This window comes from Lysobacter enzymogenes (assembly GCF_017168095.1).
In the GTDB taxonomy this organism is placed as follows: domain Bacteria; phylum Pseudomonadota; class Gammaproteobacteria; order Xanthomonadales; family Xanthomonadaceae; genus Lysobacter; species Lysobacter enzymogenes_D.
Map to the genome: position 1 here is coordinate 20,452 of NZ_LXSD01000276.1, position 16,129 is coordinate 36,580.

Consider the following 16,129-nt stretch of genomic DNA (forward strand, 5'->3'; position numbering starts at 1 on the left):
CGCGAAACCGCGCCCCCGCAACGACAGTCGACGCACCCGCTCGCGCGCCGGGCCTGCGCCGATACAATCGGGACAAGCAAAGGAGGGCGGCGATGGCGATGCAGGTTCCGCAGTATTGGGCTGAGGCTCGGGTGCAGGAGCGGTTTGGGAAGGGGCATGTCTCCGGGCGGGTTTCGCTTACGGTGCGTCGCTTCGGTTGGTCCGACGCCAGCCAGGCCGACGCCCAGACCATGGCCGACGCGCGCGCCCGCGATGCGTTCGAACGCATCCTCGCCGGCGAAAAGCTGCCTCGCCACGAGCCGCGCGTGCCTTACGACGCCGAAGGCCTGCCGATCCGCGAGGAGATCGTCGCGCGCCACGGCGAGGTGGTGATCACCCGCAACAGCTACGGCGCGCGCTGCCTCAATTCGCCGGACGTCCTGTTCGCCGACGTCGATTTCAAGCCGCTGCCGCCGGTGCGGCTGGGCGGGGCGATGGCCGCGTTGTCGCTCGCCGCCGGCGTGGCCTGCGGCGTGTTGATCCATCCGGTCGCCGGCATCGTCGCCGCGATCGCGACGATGCTGATCGTCGGCATGGTCCGCGCGAAGTCCGCGCAGCGCCGTCACCGCAGCGAGGGCGGCGGACCGGAAGCGCGCGCGCTGGCGCCGGTCAAGGCGTTCCTGGCCGCGAACCCGGACTGGCACCTGCGCGTCTACCGCACCCCGAACGGCTTCCGCCTGCTGGCGATGCACCGCACCTTCGATCCGCTCGACCCGCAGGTGCACGCATTCTTCGAAGCGATCGGCGCGGACGCCTATTACGCGCTGTCGTGCAGGCACCAGCACTGCTTCCGCGCCCGCGTCAGCGGCAAGCCGTGGCGGATGGGCCTGCGCGAGCACATGCCGGCGTGGCGCCGCGCCTGGCCGATCGCCGAAGAACGCCGGCCCGAGCGCGAGCGCTGGGTGGCCGAGTACGAGCGCACGGCTGAAGGTTTCGCGGCGTGCCGCTTCGTCGAGCGGCTGGGCAGCAACGATTACGTGTCGGCGACTTATGCGGTGCAGCGTCTGCACGACGATCTGTGCCGGGCTGAGCGCAATTTGCCGATGGCGTGAGCGGCGACGCTCAACTCAGATCGATTCGGCCAATTCGCGGTGCAACGCGCTCGGCAGGCGAGCGCCGGCGCGGATGAGGCGTTCGCGCAGAACGCGCGGGTCGGCATCGGCTATCGAGCCGAAGCGGTAGCGTCCGCGGTCGACCCAGGTCTGCAATTCGTCGACGATGGCCGCTGCGATCTGCGCTTGCTGCGGCTCGGCCAGCGCCTGTAGCAGGAAGTCCAGCGCCTGCCACTTGTCCAGCCATTGGGTGGCGACGAGCAAGCGCGCGCGGAAGGTCGGGCGCAGATCCCAGGCTTGCTGCAGAGCGGCGACCGATAGCGCCGCAGTGCCGCGCTTATAGGTCTCCTGCGCTTCGGCCGAGACCCGGTAATCGGGGTCGTGCAGCGCCCGCGCCAACACCGTAGCCAGGCTGGCGGCGCCGCTGCGGGCCAAGCCGCGCAGCGCCAGCAACCGCAGCCGCGCCTGCGCGCACGACAGTCACGGCGTCAGCCGCATCGCATCTTCGGCCTGCGCGCATTCGCTCAACGCATCCAGCGCGATGCGCGCCTTCGCCGAATCACCGGCGTCCAGCGCTTCGCGCCAGTAATGCCGCGGTTCTTCGCCGAATCGTTCGCGCAGCAGGTGCGCCGCCAGCCGACGCGGGCCGGTGGAACGATCGAACAGCGCCTCGCTCAGGCACGTGCGCAGCGAAGGCAGGCCGATACGTACGGCTGCTCGCAGCGCATCGCGGCGCAGGGCCGGGACGCGACGAGCATGAGCCTGGCGCAACTGATGATCGAACTGATCGGGCGTCAGCACGGTTTCCGCCTGCGCCAGCGCGGCCCGGGCGATGCGCGGATGCGGATCGTCCAAGGCCACGATGCAGGCCTGCTCGGCGCTGCGCGCGCCGGTCGCGACCGCGGCGGCGTAGGCGTACTCGCGCACGGCAGCCGAGTCGGATCGGGTTGCGCGCCATAGCGACTCGGCGTGTTGCGGCGCATGCAGCACCGGCTCGATCAGTGAGCTCCAAGCCGGCGCGAAACGTTGGCGTTCGCGCATCGGCAAGGCCAGTTCCAACAGTTCGAACAGCGCTTGCGGTTCGTGTTCGACGCATCGTTGTAGCAGGACTTCGGCGGCCTTGCGCACAGGCGCGACCCAATCGCTGTTGCGGATCAGGGCCGCCGCCATCGCCAGACGGCCGGGCCAGCGGGCGAACTGGCGCAGCGCGAGTTCGCGCACGTACCCGTTTGGGTCGCAGGTGGCGACGAACAGGCAGGCTTGTGCGTGTTCGGGCCGATCCGACAGCGACTCGATTTCGATGCCGCCGTTCAGTGCCGCGACATCGGCGCTGGTGGCACGGTCTGCGCGCGACTTCGCCCAGTCCGACAGCCGGTAACGGAACAGGCTGGAGCGGAACTCGGTGCCTACCCGCAGCAGCTTGCCGGGTGTGAGGCCGATCAGCTCCGCCGGCGCGCTTTCCAACTCGGCGGCTCCGAACTCCAGGCCGCGCTGTCGGCGCATCACCTGCAGGGCCGAGGCGAGATAATGATTCCATCCGGCTGGCAAGTGCCGCGGTTCGGCGGGCGGATACGATTTCATCGGACTGCGTCCTTGCGATGGTTGCTTTGACGGCGATGCGGGCCTCAGCCCGCCACCACCTCGACCCTCATCCCCTCGCACTCCACCACCTGCCCCGCGCGGATCTTGCAGGTCTTGCGCAGTTCCACCTGTCCGTCCACCCGCACCGCGCCGCTGGCGACGATGGCCTTGCCGGTGCCGCCGCTGTGGGCGAGGCCGACCAGCTTGAGCAGTTGATTGAGTTCGACGAAGTCGTGGCCGGCGTCGAGGGCGAAGCGGATCGGTTGCATGGCGATAAGGCGGGAACGCGTTGGCGGGCAGGCAGGGTCGCAGCGCTGAGACCTGGGCGCAAGACGTTTGCGCGTCCGGCGGCGTACTCTCGGGCCAGCGGCGCCCGCGCGGGCGCCGTCCAGCCCATCTTTCGAGGTCGACGATGAAGCGAGCCCAGTACCAGCAGCGCGGCCCGGTGCCGCAGGACGTGATCGAGGCGGTCGAGTTCCAGACGCCGCCGTTGGCGGCCGGACAGGTGTTGATCGAAGTGCTGGCGGCGCCGATCAACCCGTCCGACGTGCTGACCCTGACCGGCGACTACGGCCTGCTGCCGCCGCTGCCGGCGGTGGGCGGCAACGAGGGCGTGGGCCGGGTGGTCGAGCTCGGGCCGGAGGTGACCCAGCTCAAGCTTGGCCAGACCGTGCTGCTGCCGATCCAGGGCGGCAGCTGGGCCACGCATATGGTCGGCACCGCCCGGCACCTGATCGCGCTGCCCGACGGCGCCGATCCCAAGCAGCTGGCGATGATCACCATCAACCCGCCGACCGCGCTGCTGATGCTCAGCGACATCGTCGCGCTGGAGCCGGGCGACTGGGTGATCCAGAACGCGGCCAATTCGGCCGTGGGCACGTATCTGATCCAGTTGGCCAAGGCGCGCGGGCTGCGCACGATCAACGTGGTGCGGCGCGAGTCGGCGGTGGAGGCGGTGCGCGCGGCCGGCGCGGACGTGGTCCTGGTCGACGGCGAGGACCTGGGCAAGCGCGCGCGCGAGGCGGCGCAGAAGGTGCCGATCAAGCTCGGCATCGACGCGGTCGGCGGACTGGCGACCCAGCACATCGCCCAGGCCCTGGGCGAGGGCGGGGTGGTGGTGAACTACGGCGCGATGAGCGGCGAGGCCTGCCAGATTTCGCCGGCCTCGTTCGTGTTCCGCGACGTGTCGTTGCGCGGGTTCTGGCTGTCGCGCTGGTTCCAGCAGGCCGCGCCGACGCGGCGCGCGGAAGTGTTCGGCGAAATCGCCCGGCGCGTGGCCGCGGGCGAGCTGCACGCGCGGGTGCAGGCGACCTATCCGCTGGAGCGGATCAAGGACGCGGTCGCCGCGGCGGCCGCGGGCGAGCGCGACGGCAAGATCCTGATCCTGCCCAACGGCGCGGTGTGAGCCGCGCACGGCGGCGGCACGCACGGCCCGGCGCCGCGCGTGCGAGCATCGATGATCCGCTCGCGCAACCGGGGAGCCGCGCATGAACGTCGAATTGCAGATGCTGGCCTGGTCGGTCGCACTGGGCATCGTCCACCTGCTGGTCGCCGCCGGCTTCATGACCGCGCAGCGCGGCGTGCGCTGGAACGCCGGCGCGCGCGACGGCACCCCGGCGCCGCTGACCGGCGTGGCCGCGCGGCTGGAGCGCGCCTGGCGCAATTACCTGGAAACCTTCCCGCTGTTCGCCGCGCTGGCGTTGGCGGTGGTCGTGGCCGGCCGCGGCAGCGACCACACCGCATTGGCCGCGCAGCTGTATTTCTGGGCGCGGCTGGTCTATGTGCCGATCTACGCCGCCGGCATCCCGTACCTGCGCTCGGCGGTGTGGGCGGTGGCGCTGTGGGCGATCCTGCAACTGCTGTGGGCGCTGCTGTAAGGCCTCAGCCGATTGCCTGCGCCTGCGCGCACAGCGCGCGCTTGGCCGCGGGCGTGAGCTGCTTGATCGCGTACTCGGCGCGCAGCGCGGCGCCGCGGTCGGGGTGTTCGAACCGCGCCAGCAGCCGCGCCGGCGGATGCGCGCGGGTGTAGCGCGCGCCCTTGCCGGCGGCGTGCTGGGCGTAACGGCGCTCCACGTCCACGGCGATGCCGGTGTAGAGGCTGCCGTCGGTGCATTCGATGAGGTAGACGTACCAGGGCATGCGGATAGGGTAAGGCGGGGAGCGAGTGCGGAGGAATCGGAACCGGGAAAAAGCCGCCTTCGCTCATTCTCGACTCGGCTGTCCGCGCCTCCGCCCCATTTAGCAATTTAGTTAAGTAATCAAGGCTATACTGCCGCGGCGCCGCTCCGGCGCGCCGTCGCCGTCCGCCGCCATGTCGCAGGACAAGATCTTCGAAGCCCTGGCCTCGTCGCCGCGCCGGCAGATCCTGGCCTTCCTGTCCGAGCGCGAGCTCAGCGCCGGCGACATCGCCGCGCGCTTCGAGATGAGCGCGCCGGCGGTGTCGCGGCATCTGTCGGTGCTGGCCAACGCCGGGCTGATCAGCGGCGAGCGGCGCGGCCAGTTCGTGGTCTACAAGCTGGTGCCGGACAGCCTGGTCAACACCTTGACCCAGTTCGCGTTCGAAATCTGCCCGGTCGGCGGCCCGCTCAAGCGCGAAAGCCGGCGCGCGGCGCGCAAGGCTGCCGCCAAGCCGGCGGGTAAGTCGGCGGGTTGACGCCGGCATTGCCGAGGCCCGCGCCGCGGCCGCGCTTCGGTCGCGCTCGTTTCGGCCGCGCTTTCCTCAGTTGCGCGTGCTTCATTCGCGCTCGAAGCGCTCGATCTCGTCCACCACCGCCTGGGCGCGGCGCAGGCTGACGCCGACGATGCTTTCGTCCACCGCCTTGGCCAGGCGCGGCCGGCGCGGATGGCGCGACCAGCGCAGGAACCAGAGGCTGGCCAGCAGCCCGGCCGCGCCGACCGCACCGCCGTAGACGAACAGCGACGGCGCGTTGCGGTACAGGTCGACGCCGAACAGGCTCATCAGGATCGCCGCCAGCACCGGCATCCACAGCAGCCACCAGACCAGCCCGACCGCGAGGCCGCCGCGCACGTAGGCCCGGCGCAGCGCGGCCAGGCGGCGCTGCAGCGTCAGCACCGGCGCGGCGTAGTCGATGCCGGCGGCGCGCGATTGCACCAGTGCGCCGCAGACGGTCAGGGCGATGCCGTAGCCCTGCACGATCAGGCCGATGACGATCAGGTGCGCGCTGTGCGCATGCGCGCTCCAGAACAGCGCGCCCCAGATCGTCAGCAGCACGCCGGCGGCGATCTGCAGCGCCTGTCCCCACACCAGCGGGCGCAATCCCGAGCGCAGGCGCCGGCCGCGCTCCTCGCGCAGGCGCAACTGTTCGGTGCGGTGCTGGCGGTCGAGCTTGTCGCCCAGCGCCTGCCAGGCCTGCTTGAGTTCGTCGAGTTCCATCGTCGATGCGCTCATGGTTCGGTTCCGGTGGGGAAGGGCGTCAGTCGGCCAGCGCGGCGCGCAGGCGCTGCTTGAGCCGGCCGATCTTGGTGGCGACGTTGGTTTCGCTCAGGCCCAGCACGTCGGCGATCTCGCGATGGCCGCGATCTTCCAGGTAGAGCAGCAGCAAGGCGCGGTCCAGCGGCGGCTGCTGCGCGATCAGCCGCTGCAGCAGGCGCAGGCGCTGCGCGGTTTCCGGCGTGTCGCCGTCGTCGGCGGGCAGCGCGTGCAGGTCTTCGTCCAGGGCCACGGTGTCGCGGTGGCGGCTGCGTTCGCGCAGGTGCGAGATCGCCACGTTCAGGGCAATGCGGTACATCCAGGTCGAGAAGCTGCGCTGCGGGTCGTAGCCGGGAAAGGCGCGCCACAGCTGCGCGACGATGTCCTGGGCGAGGTCGGCGCGTTCGTCCTCGCCGCGGGCGTAGCCGGCGGCGACCTTGTAGACGATGCCGCGGTGCGCGCCCAGCAAGGCCTCGAAGCGGCGCTGTCGCGCCGCCGTGCCGTGCCCGCGTTCGTCGCCCGCTCCCGTCATCGCCTCGGTCCGTTGGATGTCCATGCCGGGGTGATTCGCGCCCCGGGGCGAATCATCACACCCGCGGCGACGGACGGGGCGGGCCGGCCGGATTCAGCCGGCGGCGGCCTCGGCGCGATGGCGATAGAACTGCAGGATGGTGTCGCTGAAATCGCCGATCAGCCAGCGCGCCAGCGGCGCAGCGTACCAGTTGAACCCGGTGCTGACCCGATAGTCCATGCGGATGCTCAGTTCGGTGTCGGCGCCGCGCGGGGTGAGGGTGTAGCGGGTGCCGGTGAGGTCGAAGTAGCGGCCGCCGATGTCGACGTGGTCGTCGAGCGCGCCGGGCGGAACCGAGTCGGGCGCGAACTGGTACTGCCACTGCACGTAGCGGCCCGGCTGCCAGTCGGCCGAGCGTTGGCGGAAGTGGATGCCCTTGCCCATGCGCACTTCGCGGGTGAGGCCGGCGGCGTCTTCGTGGGTGAGCCCGGCCAGCGGCGTCGGCACGCCGATGCGGTACATCCAGGCGCGGTCGACTTCCTCGGCGCGGATGTGGTCGGCGTTGAGCAACTGCCGCCAGACCGCATCGGGCGCGGCGTGGATCAGCACGCTGCGTTCGGTGCGTTCCAGGCGCCGGGGTTCGTCGTGGCCGATGCCGAGCGAGGTCAGCAGCAGCGGCAGGATCGCCAGGCTGTAGACCGTCGGCGTCTTCGACCAGCCGGCCCAGCGGCACAGCGCGCCCATCAGCATGCCGCCGATCGAGCCGAGCACGGCGAACAGCGGCCAGATCAACACCACGCAGATCGCGCCTTCGAGCACGAACAGCATCGTCCCGGCCATGCACAGGGTGACGCTGAGCCACGGCGCGAAGAAGTGGTAGCGCAGCCGGCGGGCCTGCTGGCGCTCGGCGAGATAGACCGTGATCGCGCCGATGGCGATCGGTGCGAGCAGGATGAAGACGGTCAGCATCGGCGCCCAGGCGCTGCCGGGGTCGCCGTTGAACACCAGGCGCAGGAGCAGGCCGATCAGGGCGCCGCCGAGGAACGGCATCGCCTTGCCCAGCGGGCCGTCGAACCAGCGCCTGGCGGGGGCGGCTGCGGCGTCGTGCGCGGTGTCGGGCGGCAACGGCGGCGGCTCGGGCGCAACGGCGGGCGGTTGGGGGCCGCGCCGCGGATCGCCGCTGGCGTCGTTGTTGGAAGCGGGCGGCTGCGGATCGTGTTCGTTCATCGGTTCACCAGCGTTCGCAAGGGTTGGCCTGCGCTGTCGGCGCGGGTCGGCGGGGCGGCATCGAGGCAATACAGTTCTTCGCGCGGCGGCAGGTGCTCGGGCAAACGCAACCCGCGCACCAGCCCCACGCGTTCGAGCGCGCGCAACAGCCACCAGCCCGGATCCCACTCGCCCGGATACAGCCCCAGCCGCGCCGACCCCGGAAACGCATGGTGGTTGTTGTGCCAGCACTCGCCCATGGTCAGCAGCGAGGCGAAGCGCACGTTGCGGCCCTGCACCGCGGCGCCGCGCACCTCGTGGCGCATGCCGCCGTGGTTGTGGGCGAAGTAGCCGATCAGCCAGTGGCCGAACACGCCGGCGCTGACCCGCGCGCACACGCCCCAGAACACCCAGCCCCAGCCGCCGATGGCATAGAACGCCAGCGCCCACGGCAGGTGTTGCCACATCCAGGTGCGTTGCAGGAAACGGTAGACGCGGTCTTCGCCGATGCGCGGCTCCAGCGCGATCCACGGCGGCGCGTCCAGGCGCAGTTCGCAGTGCAGTTGCCACCACGCGTCCTGGACGAAGCCGCGGCGGTGGGCGAGGTAATCGTGGCAATGCGGCAGGCGCTGGGCATAGTCGCGCAGGTCGTGGGTGCGCACCAGCGCGATCGGCCCGGCCAGCCCGACCTGCACGCCGCAATAGACCAGCAGGTATTCCAGCCACTTCGGGCAGGCGAAGCTGTCGTGGATCAGCTTGCGGTGCATGCCCAGCGAATGGCCGAGCAGCAATACCGCGGCGGTGCCGACTGCGAACAGCGCGAACGCGCCCCAGCTGAACGTCAGCGCGCCGCCGATGGTGGCGCCGGCGAGCATCGCGCTGAACCACAGCGAGCGCACCGGTTCCCATCGCACCCGGCCGGCGCTGACGCTGCGGACCGAATCGGCCAGGGCCGGGCGCGAGCGTACGCGGTGATCGCGCAGGCTGGCCGGGATCGCATCGGGAACGGGAGATTTCATGGTCCGCATCCTTGGCGCGCTGCATGGGCGCAACGGCCCTGGCGCCGGCCCCTGCCGGCGCGCGATGCATGCATTCAGCAATTAACTAATTTGCTAAATGATTCGTTGCGGGCCGGCGCGGCGTCAAGCGTGCGCCGATGAGCGGTCGATGGGAATCCGAGCGGGACGCGAGCGTCCGCGTCGCCGGCGAGGGTATGCGCCGAGGTTCGGCTCGCGCAGATGCGGGGCGCGCGGCCGCGCGCACACGGCTCAGCCGTACTCGATCGCCAGCACTTCCACGTTGAGATCGCCGGCCGGCCGCTTCCACACCACGCTGTCGCCGACGCGCGCGCCGTGCAGCGCGCGCGCCAGCGGCGAGACCCAGCTGATCAGGCCGCGTTCGGGATCGGCCTCGTCCTCGCCGACGATGCGGTAACGGTGCTCGCGGCCCTCGTCGTCGGCGATTTCCACGCGCGCGCCGAACGCGACCCGGTCGGCCGGCTGGCGCTCGGGCGCGATGGTGATCGCGCCGAGGATGCGCGCCTGCAGCCAGCGCATCTCGCGCTGCACGTGGGCGCGTTCGAGCTTCGCCCCGACCGCCTCGCGCTCCACCGCGCGGTCCAGCGCCTGCAGCTCGCGCCCGGCTTCGTTCAAGCGCGCGCGCAACAACATCATCCCGCGCGGGGTGACGTAGTTGGGATGCTCGCTGATCGGCAGTTCGGGCAGCGCGCCGGGATCGGATTCGCCGTCGCCTTCCTTGACGAAGGCGCGGCTCATGCGGGGGCGTGAAGGACAGACATTGCCCGACTCTAGGACAGTTAACGTTGTCTCAGGGTGAGTGCGATGGGGTTGGCGCTTTGCCGGAGTTGTCGATTCATCGGCTGAAGGGGGATTTGCCGGTTTGCATGCATTGCGTGCCTGTCTCGGGTCGCTGGATGGCGACGAAGGCAGCTTCGCTGCGTTGAATGTGAGCCTGCGTTTTTTGGCTATTTCCCATTTGCAATGCGGGTACCTACCCTTGGGGCGACGCTTGGCGATGTTCGACAGGATGTTGGAGGAGAAGGCCAATGAATCGAGGTTGCGGTAGCTCGGCTGTGGCGCGGATCGTTGCATTCGCCGTCTTGGCGTCGATTGTTTGCATCGTGGCGGCGTGCGGCTCGGCCAGGGTGAGCGGATCGGGTCGTGGCGGTCCCGATAAAGTTTCCACGGACGCTGTCACGGTCGAGAATCTGTTGCGATGGTCGGTCGAGGGTTCGGCGGGAATCGACAAGGTCCTGAACGGGCTCAAGCGGACGTTTGAGATGACGCCGGTCGGCGTACAAGGTCTGGGCAGTGCAGGGCCTGCGAAATTGGCGGACGGTTACATCCTGAGCTTCGCCACCATCCGCGGATTGAGCGGCGCGATCGATATCGGCGTGAAAGAAGAACCGTGTTATTCGCCCGAACGCGCAGCCGGCCTGGTTGGAGGGGCGACGGGGAAGGTCGAGCTGGACGCGCATATGATCGATCACGGCAAGACCTACACCACCGGGAAGAACGGCTTTTACGTCTCCTTCGCCACGACCGACGAGACGTACCGATGCGTAAAGAGCATCCACGTGTGGCCCATGGACAGGAAAGAGCCATGAATGTCCCGGGTGAGGGCGGAGGGTATCTCCAGTCCCATCCCCGGTTCGCCGAAATGCCTGGGCGTATTCGAGCCTGGATACTGGAATCGCCAAGCGCTTCGGCCGATTTCGCGCGGTTCTTCAAGGACGAAGGCGTTATCCAGGGCCAGTCGGGCGTTGGGCTTCCCTATTACGCGCCCTTGGAGCCGCCGAGAATTCTGGTTGAGGACTCCCAATGGAGATCGCTGCAAGCCAGCGACGCCCCGGCATGGCCCCAGCGCCACCTGTTTGGAACCCTTGCCCACGAAATCGGCCACCACCGCTACAACACGGGCTCCGTTCCGTTCCAGGGCCGCAGCGCCGACGAGTACGTGCGATACCGCGCCGGCCTGGAAGCGCAGGCGATCTTCAACGCCTTTCCCATCTTCAAGGAACTCGAACACCAGCCCGAGTTCAAGGGCGGTAAGCCGTTCGGTTCCATCGGTTACCTGAACGAGGTCGAGCTGGGTTCGTTGTACGGCGACTGGAAGGCCGGGCGGCTGGGCGAGGCCGAGGTGGTCGAGCGGATGGCGGCGCAGGTAGCCGATGCGCCGTAGACCCTGGCCCGGCCCCCGCAAGACATGGACGGCAACGGGGCGATCACCCACCGCGATGCCTATCTGCGCGACTACGTCCGGTATGTCGAGCCGAAACTGCAACCGCAATCGTCCATCGATCCTGCCGGCGCCGGCTTGAATCCGCAGGACGCCGCATTGCTCGATCGCCTGCGCGCGCAGGTGCGCGAACTCGATCGCTCGGCCGGCAAGGAGTGGGACGAGCAAAGCGAGCGTCTCAGCGCCAGCGCCCTGCTCATGGCCAAGGGATGCGGGTTCGCCGCTCAGGACGAACTGCGCCTGGCGTTCAATCGGCGCAGCGACGATTTTGCGGCGGGGGCGTTGTTGCACCTGTCCCGGCACGGCGCGAGCGCATCCCCGGATCCGTACGCCAACCGCACGCATATACCGCTGGCCGAGGCCCTGGCCGTTCCGGCCAGGCAGCGCTGCGAGCAGGTGCGGGCCCTCGAGGTCGCGCAGTCGGAGCGGACCCAGACAGCGCAGACCCGGGCGATTGCCGCAGCGGACGAGCCCGGCCAGGGCGGGCCGAAGCTGGCGGTCTGATCGGTAAGCTGCAGGCAACGCGGCCCGCTGCCACGTCCGCACCGAACCTGCGATCATGTCGCATGGAACCGCAAATCCCCACGGCCGACGCTGCTGCGGCCGCTTTCGACACCCTTCCCCTGAGCCCGGCGCTGCTGCAAGGCGTGGCCGCGCTCGGCTACACCGCCATGACCCCGGTGCAGGCGCGCGCGCTGCCGGCGATCCTGGACGGCCGCGACGTGCTCGCCCAGGCGCCGACCGGCAGCGGCAAGACCGCGGCGTTCGGGCTGGGCCTGCTGCACCGGCTCGATCCTTCCGCGGTGCGCACCCAGGCCCTGGTGCTGTGCCCGACCCGCGAGCTGGCCGATCAGGTCGGCCAGCAGCTGCGCAAGCTCGCGTTCGCGATCGGCAATCTCAAGGTCTCGGTGCTGCGCGGCGGCATGCCGGTGGCGCCGCAGCTGGCTTCGCTGGAACACGCGCCGCACGTCGCCGTCGGCACGCCCGGGCGCCTGCAGGAACTGCTGCGCCACGGCGCGCTCAAGCTCGACGGCCTGCGCACGCTCGTGTTCGACGAGGCCGACCGGATGTTCGACATGGGCTTCGAAGAGGCCGTGCGCGAGATCGTGCGCAAGACACCCAAGACCCGCCAGGGCCTGCTGTTCTCGGCGACCTTTCCCGAGGCGATCCGCGAGCTGGGCCGCAGCGCGTTGCGCGATCCGGTCGAGGTCACGGTCGAGGGCGAGGCCTCGGCGCCGCGCATCGAGCAGTATTTCTACGAGGCCGAGGCCGGGCGCAAGACCCCGCTGCTCGGCGCGCTGCTGCTGGAATACCGGCCCGAGTCGTGCGTGGTGTTCTGCAACATGCGCAAGGACACCGAGGAAGTGGTCGGTTCGCTCGAACACTATGGCTTCACCGCGCTGGCCCTGCACGGCGAGATGGAGCAGCGCGACCGCGACGAGGTGCTGGTGCGCTTCGCCAACCGCAGCTGCAACGTGCTGGTCGCCAGCGACGTCGCCGCGCGCGGGCTGGACGTGGAAGATCTCGGCGCGGTGGTCAACTACGACCTGCCGACCGACCCGGACGTGTACGTGCACCGGATCGGCCGCACCGGCCGCGCCGGCCGCGGCGGCGTCGCGCTGAGCCTGTGCGGCCCGCGCGAGACCGCGCGCGCCGAGCAGATCGCCCAGCGCATGGGCGCACCGCTGCAATGGCGCAGCGCCCAGCCGCTGGGCGGCAAGGCCCGCAACGCCCCGGCCGCGCCGATGGCGACCCTGCGCATCGACGCCGGCAAGACCGACAAGCTGCGTCCCGGCGACATCCTCGGCGCGCTGACCGGCGACGCCGGGCTCAAGGCCGAATCGGTGGGCAAGATCAACGTGTTCGCCACGCGCTCGTACGTCGCCGTCGCGCGCGGCCAGGCCGCCGCGGCGCTGGCGCGGTTGCGCGAGGGGAAGATCAAGGGGCGCAAGTTTCGGGTCAATCGGCTGTAGGGGGCGGCTGCCGCGCTGTCGCCGGCGCATAGACGTTTGCGCCGCGGCTGTGTTGGCGCGGTCGCGACTCGCGTCGCTCCTGCAGGGCAAGCCCCGGTTCGCGTCGTTGCCGGATGTCCGGCTGTAGGAGCTGCGCAAGCTGCGACCGCGACATTGCGCTTGCGGCGCAACCCGCGGCAACGCGGTCGCGACTTGCGTCGCTCCTACAGGGCAAGTCCCGGCTGACGTCGTTGCTGGATGTCCGACTGTAGGAGCTGCGCAAGCTGCGACCGCGACACTGCGCTTGCGGCGCAACTTGCGGCAATGCGGTCGCGACTTGCGTCGCTCCTACAGGGCAAGCCCCCGGCTCGTGTCGTTGCTGGATGTCCGACTGTAGGAGTTGCGCAAGCTGCGACCGCGACATCGCGCTTGCGGCGCAACCTGCGGCAACGCGGTCGCGACTTGCGTCGCTCCTACAGGGCAAGCCCCGGCTAGCGTCGTTGCTGGATGTCCGGCGGTAGGAGCTGCGCAAGCTGCGACCGCGACACTGCGCTTGCGGCGCAACCCGCGATCCAGCCGCCGCCGCCGCGCTACCCGGCACTCCCTCACTTGCCGTTGAGCGAATATTTCCCCGGCCCCAGCAACAGCACCGCCGCGGCGGTGGCCAGGAACATCGCCTGCAGTTCGATCGCCCAGCCGCCTTGCTCGTTGAGCTGGCCGAGCTGGCCCAGGTGGACCAGGGCGATCGCCACCAGCATGTTGCCGGCGATCAGCGCTGCGCCGATGCGCGCGTGCCAGCCCAGGAGCAGCAGGGCCGGGCCGAGCACTTCGCCAAGCAGCACGCCGTAGCCGAGGAAGCCGGGCAGGCCGTGCGATTCGACCATGCCGACGATGCCCTCGGTGCCGCCGCGCAGCTTGGCGATGCCGTGCAGCAGGATCAGCGCGCCCAGGCTCAGGCGCAGGATCAGTTTGCCCAGGTCGGAGCAGCGGTCGGCGTTCATGGCGGCTCGCATCGGTGAAGGTGGCCGCCAGGATCGCGCTGGGCCGGCGCAGGCGCTGTGAAGCTCTTCAGCCCTATGTTCGCGCCGGAGTTGTGGGAGGGACTTCAGTCCCGACGCTCTCGGCGCAGATCGCGGCGAACCGGGCGGAAAGCGTCGGGACTGAAGTCCGTCCCACATCGGGGCAGCGAGCGTCGGACCTGAAGTCCCTTCCACATTGGGCGGCGGGCATCGGGACTGAAGTTCCTCTCACACCGGGGCGGCGAGCATCGGGACTGTAGCGACCACCGTTCGGTGAAGGGCATCGGGACTGAAGCGCCTCCCACCGCAGCGGCCCGCCGGGCTCCTGTGGGAGACGCTTTCAGCCCCGATGTTTGAGCGGCGGCCGGCTTGATTCAGCGCAACGCGCGCAAGGTCACCGTCAGCGTATCCGGGTCGCCCGAGCGCGCCGCGCCGCTGAAATCCGGGCCGCCGCTGGCGGTGACGTCGTCGTAGGGGAAGGCGTAGCCGCGGTTGTCCGGCAGGCGCTCGTGGACCAGGCGCGCGTAGTGGTTGGTCTGGGCGTTGCGGTAGAAGCGGCTGGCGACTTCGCCGTTGGGCTGGTTGGGGTTGTCGAGCAGGGTGGTGCGGTTCAACGCCGCCGCCAGGCGCGGAATGATCGCCTTGCGCACGTCGCTGGCGCCGCCGAGGCTGAAGGGGCCGCTGTCGCAGCTGAGCACGTCGGCGGTGCTGGGCTTGGCGAAGGCTTCGCCGTTGTTGAAGCGCAGCAGGTTGTCGCCGCCCACGCGCGCGGTCAGCACGCCGAAGCCGGACTGGGTGTCCACGGTGAGGGTGGTGTTGCGGTATTTGTTCCAGCACGCGTCGATGTAGCCGGTCAGGTAGTTCTGGAAGCGCGAAGCCTGGTAGTGCGCGCTCATCGCGCGCAGGTTGCGGCCGTCGGGGCCGCGCTGGATCAGCGAATTCCAGGCCGAGCCTTCCTGCGTGGCCTGTTGCTGCAGCGCATAGCAGATCGGATCGAGCGAGGCCGCCGGCAGGCCCGGGATGGTCTCCACTCGCCCCGACAACGAACGCAGCGACAGCCCCAGCGGCGCGGCGACGAAGTCGACGTAGCTGATGTTGGAGAACAGCTCGTACTCGTTGAAGGTGAACTCGGCGAAGGTCCAGTTCTTGTTGAAGTTGGTGTCGCTGGTGTTGAGGAAGCTCGGGTGCACCACCGCCGGGCCCGGGTTGACGTAGAAATCCAGGCGGCTGCCGATGCACAGGTAGATGCGCGCGCCGTACATGCGCGGCACCGACACGCGCACGGTGCTGCCGTTGGCGCCGAGCGGGATCGCGCAATCGGCGCCCAGCGGCGTCACCGGCGCCGACGGCGAGGGCGGGTAATAGGCGCTGCCGTCGGCGCGCACGAACACCGGCCGGCCGTTGTCGAAACCGGTGACGTAGGCGAAGGCGGTGTTCTGGCCGGAGGCGTTGAGCAGGGCGAGGTTGAAGCGCGCCGGGGTGGCGGCGAACGCGCGGCGCGGCAGCAGCGGGACGGCGAGCGCGGCGGCGCCGGCGCCGAGGAAGTTGCGGCGGGTGACCATCGTTGCGGCTCCTGGACTGGGCAAGCGCGACGGCGGGTCAGGCGCGCGGAAGCGGTGCGCGGCGAAGCCGGTGGGCCTGCGTGGACGGATGCGGGCGCGGCGCGCCCAGGCCGCACCTTGTCCTGCGGCTGACAGCGCTGTCAGTGATCGCGGCCGCAGATCGTCCACGCGCCCGGCCCGGGCGCGGCGGCTTTGCGGCGAGAAAGCGATTACCGTCCTAGCTGAATGCGCACCGCGGTTTACCGCATCTGCCGGCTCGCGCCGCGTGCGGCCCCGCCTCCGCCAAAAGTGGGTTCAGTGCGGGGCGCGGTTGCGCGATCATCGGCGACCCTGTCGCCGCGGCTCGTCCGAGCCGGCGGCGAGGGTCCCCCGAAGTCAGGAACGCGGCGCCGCGGCGCCGCGCAGCGCAGGACGAATCGCCGATGCCCGCCCCGATCTTTCCGTTCCGCCCCTGTCCGCGCGTTCGCCCGCGCCCGCGCTGGGCCGCCGCGCTGGCCGCGGCGCTGCTGGCGGTGCCGG

General features: G+C 70.2%; 20 protein-coding genes. 8 read left to right on the forward strand and 12 right to left on the reverse strand.

Annotated features, from left to right (window positions below; all coding sequences use genetic code 11):
* Positions 1 to 182: 182 nt before the first annotated feature.
* Entirely contained in the window at positions 183 to 1,091 is a 909-nt protein-coding gene (locus tag A7A76_RS08305) for a hypothetical protein (RefSeq protein WP_343225302.1), read from the forward strand.
* A gap of 15 nt (positions 1,092 to 1,106) precedes the next feature.
* On the opposite strand, the gene A7A76_RS08310 is transcribed toward A7A76_RS08305, so the two are convergent.
* From A7A76_RS08310 to A7A76_RS08320, 3 genes are read right to left on the reverse strand one after another with little or no spacing between them, the layout of a single operon-like run.
* The gene (locus A7A76_RS08310) at positions 1,107 to 1,544 is read right to left on the reverse strand and encodes a hypothetical protein (RefSeq protein WP_206410756.1); all 438 of its coding nucleotides are present in this window, start codon (positions 1,542 to 1,544) and stop codon (positions 1,107 to 1,109) included.
* A gap of 27 nt (positions 1,545 to 1,571) precedes the next feature.
* Positions 1,572 to 2,672, reverse strand: coding sequence for a hypothetical protein (locus tag A7A76_RS08315; RefSeq protein ID WP_206410757.1), 1,101 nt, complete (start codon positions 2,670 to 2,672; stop codon positions 1,572 to 1,574).
* Positions 2,673 to 2,716: 44 nt separating this feature from the next.
* The gene (locus tag A7A76_RS08320; protein WP_206410758.1) at positions 2,717 to 2,941 is read right to left on the reverse strand and encodes an RNA-binding S4 domain-containing protein; all 225 of its coding nucleotides are present in this window, start codon (positions 2,939 to 2,941) and stop codon (positions 2,717 to 2,719) included.
* 143 nt (positions 2,942 to 3,084) lie between these two features.
* Between A7A76_RS08320 and A7A76_RS08325 the strand changes: the two genes are divergently transcribed.
* Both A7A76_RS08325 and A7A76_RS08330 read left to right on the forward strand, forming a co-directional pair.
* Positions 3,085 to 4,077, forward strand: coding sequence for a zinc-dependent alcohol dehydrogenase family protein (locus tag A7A76_RS08325; protein ID WP_206410759.1), 993 nt, complete (start codon positions 3,085 to 3,087; stop codon positions 4,075 to 4,077).
* Between the two features lie 82 nt (positions 4,078 to 4,159).
* Complete coding sequence (locus A7A76_RS08330) at positions 4,160 to 4,549, forward strand: MAPEG family protein (protein ID WP_206410760.1); 390 nt, start codon at positions 4,160 to 4,162, stop codon at positions 4,547 to 4,549.
* A gap of 4 nt (positions 4,550 to 4,553) precedes the next feature.
* Here the strand turns inward: A7A76_RS08330 and A7A76_RS08335 are convergent, their stop codons facing one another.
* The gene (locus tag A7A76_RS08335; RefSeq protein WP_206410761.1) at positions 4,554 to 4,811 is read right to left on the reverse strand and encodes a GIY-YIG nuclease family protein; all 258 of its coding nucleotides are present in this window, start codon (positions 4,809 to 4,811) and stop codon (positions 4,554 to 4,556) included.
* A 172-nt stretch (positions 4,812 to 4,983) separates the two neighbouring features.
* On the opposite strand from A7A76_RS08335, the gene A7A76_RS08340 reads away from it, so the two are divergent.
* Positions 4,984 to 5,325 carry a metalloregulator ArsR/SmtB family transcription factor gene (locus tag A7A76_RS08340; protein ID WP_206410762.1) on the forward strand — a complete coding sequence of 114 codons (342 nt, stop codon included), beginning with the start codon at positions 4,984 to 4,986 and terminating at the stop codon, positions 5,323 to 5,325.
* 81 nt (positions 5,326 to 5,406) lie between these two features.
* Here the strand turns inward: A7A76_RS08340 and A7A76_RS08345 are convergent, their stop codons facing one another.
* The 5 genes from A7A76_RS08345 to A7A76_RS08365 form a co-directional block, all read right to left on the reverse strand.
* Positions 5,407 to 6,081: a serine/threonine protein kinase gene (locus tag A7A76_RS08345; RefSeq protein WP_206410763.1), complete on the reverse strand. Its 675-nt coding sequence runs from the start codon at positions 6,079 to 6,081 to the stop codon at positions 5,407 to 5,409.
* A gap of 25 nt (positions 6,082 to 6,106) precedes the next feature.
* Entirely contained in the window at positions 6,107 to 6,634 is a 528-nt protein-coding gene (locus A7A76_RS08350; protein ID WP_241200814.1) for an RNA polymerase sigma factor, read from the reverse strand.
* A gap of 93 nt (positions 6,635 to 6,727) precedes the next feature.
* Positions 6,728 to 7,840 carry an SRPBCC family protein gene (locus tag A7A76_RS08355; protein WP_206410765.1) on the reverse strand — a complete coding sequence of 371 codons (1,113 nt, stop codon included), beginning with the start codon at positions 7,838 to 7,840 and terminating at the stop codon, positions 6,728 to 6,730.
* Positions 7,837 to 8,838, reverse strand: a complete 1,002-nt coding sequence (locus tag A7A76_RS08360) for an acyl-CoA desaturase (RefSeq protein ID WP_206410766.1) — start codon at positions 8,836 to 8,838, stop codon at positions 7,837 to 7,839. The genes A7A76_RS08355 and A7A76_RS08360 overlap by 4 nt, the downstream gene beginning before the upstream one ends.
* 249 nt (positions 8,839 to 9,087) lie before the next feature.
* On the reverse strand, positions 9,088 to 9,594 hold the full coding sequence (locus tag A7A76_RS08365) for a GreA/GreB family elongation factor (protein WP_074863758.1): 507 nt from the start codon (positions 9,592 to 9,594) through the stop codon (positions 9,088 to 9,090).
* 290 nt (positions 9,595 to 9,884) lie between these two features.
* On the opposite strand from A7A76_RS08365, the gene A7A76_RS08370 reads away from it, so the two are divergent.
* The 4 genes from A7A76_RS08370 to dbpA all read left to right on the forward strand — a co-directional run bounded on the left by A7A76_RS08370 (position 9,885) and on the right by dbpA (position 13,050).
* Complete coding sequence (locus A7A76_RS08370) at positions 9,885 to 10,445, forward strand: hypothetical protein (protein WP_206410767.1); 561 nt, start codon at positions 9,885 to 9,887, stop codon at positions 10,443 to 10,445.
* Positions 10,442 to 11,020 (forward strand): hypothetical protein, encoded by a 579-nt coding sequence (locus A7A76_RS08375; protein ID WP_206410768.1) that lies wholly within the window; start codon positions 10,442 to 10,444, stop codon positions 11,018 to 11,020. Before A7A76_RS08370 ends, A7A76_RS08375 begins: the two co-directional genes overlap by 4 nt.
* A 24-nt stretch (positions 11,021 to 11,044) precedes the next feature.
* Positions 11,045 to 11,581 (forward strand): XVIPCD domain-containing protein, encoded by a 537-nt coding sequence (locus A7A76_RS08380; protein WP_206410769.1) that lies wholly within the window; start codon positions 11,045 to 11,047, stop codon positions 11,579 to 11,581.
* 62 nt (positions 11,582 to 11,643) lie between these two features.
* Positions 11,644 to 13,050, forward strand: a complete 1,407-nt coding sequence (gene dbpA, locus A7A76_RS08385) for an ATP-dependent RNA helicase DbpA (RefSeq protein WP_206410770.1) — start codon at positions 11,644 to 11,646, stop codon at positions 13,048 to 13,050.
* A gap of 584 nt (positions 13,051 to 13,634) precedes the next feature.
* Here dbpA and A7A76_RS08390 read toward each other — a convergent pair.
* The 3 genes from A7A76_RS08390 to A7A76_RS08395 form a co-directional block, all read right to left on the reverse strand.
* Positions 13,635 to 14,030 (reverse strand): DoxX family protein, encoded by a 396-nt coding sequence (locus A7A76_RS08390; protein ID WP_206410771.1) that lies wholly within the window; start codon positions 14,028 to 14,030, stop codon positions 13,635 to 13,637.
* Between the two features lie 73 nt (positions 14,031 to 14,103).
* The gene (locus A7A76_RS26380) at positions 14,104 to 14,259 is read right to left on the reverse strand and encodes a DUF6053 domain-containing protein (protein ID WP_428995110.1); all 156 of its coding nucleotides are present in this window, start codon (positions 14,257 to 14,259) and stop codon (positions 14,104 to 14,106) included.
* A gap of 163 nt (positions 14,260 to 14,422) precedes the next feature.
* Positions 14,423 to 15,610: a glycoside hydrolase family 64 protein gene (locus A7A76_RS08395; protein ID WP_206410772.1), complete on the reverse strand. Its 1,188-nt coding sequence runs from the start codon at positions 15,608 to 15,610 to the stop codon at positions 14,423 to 14,425.
* Between the last annotated feature and the right edge of the window lie 519 nt (positions 15,611 to 16,129).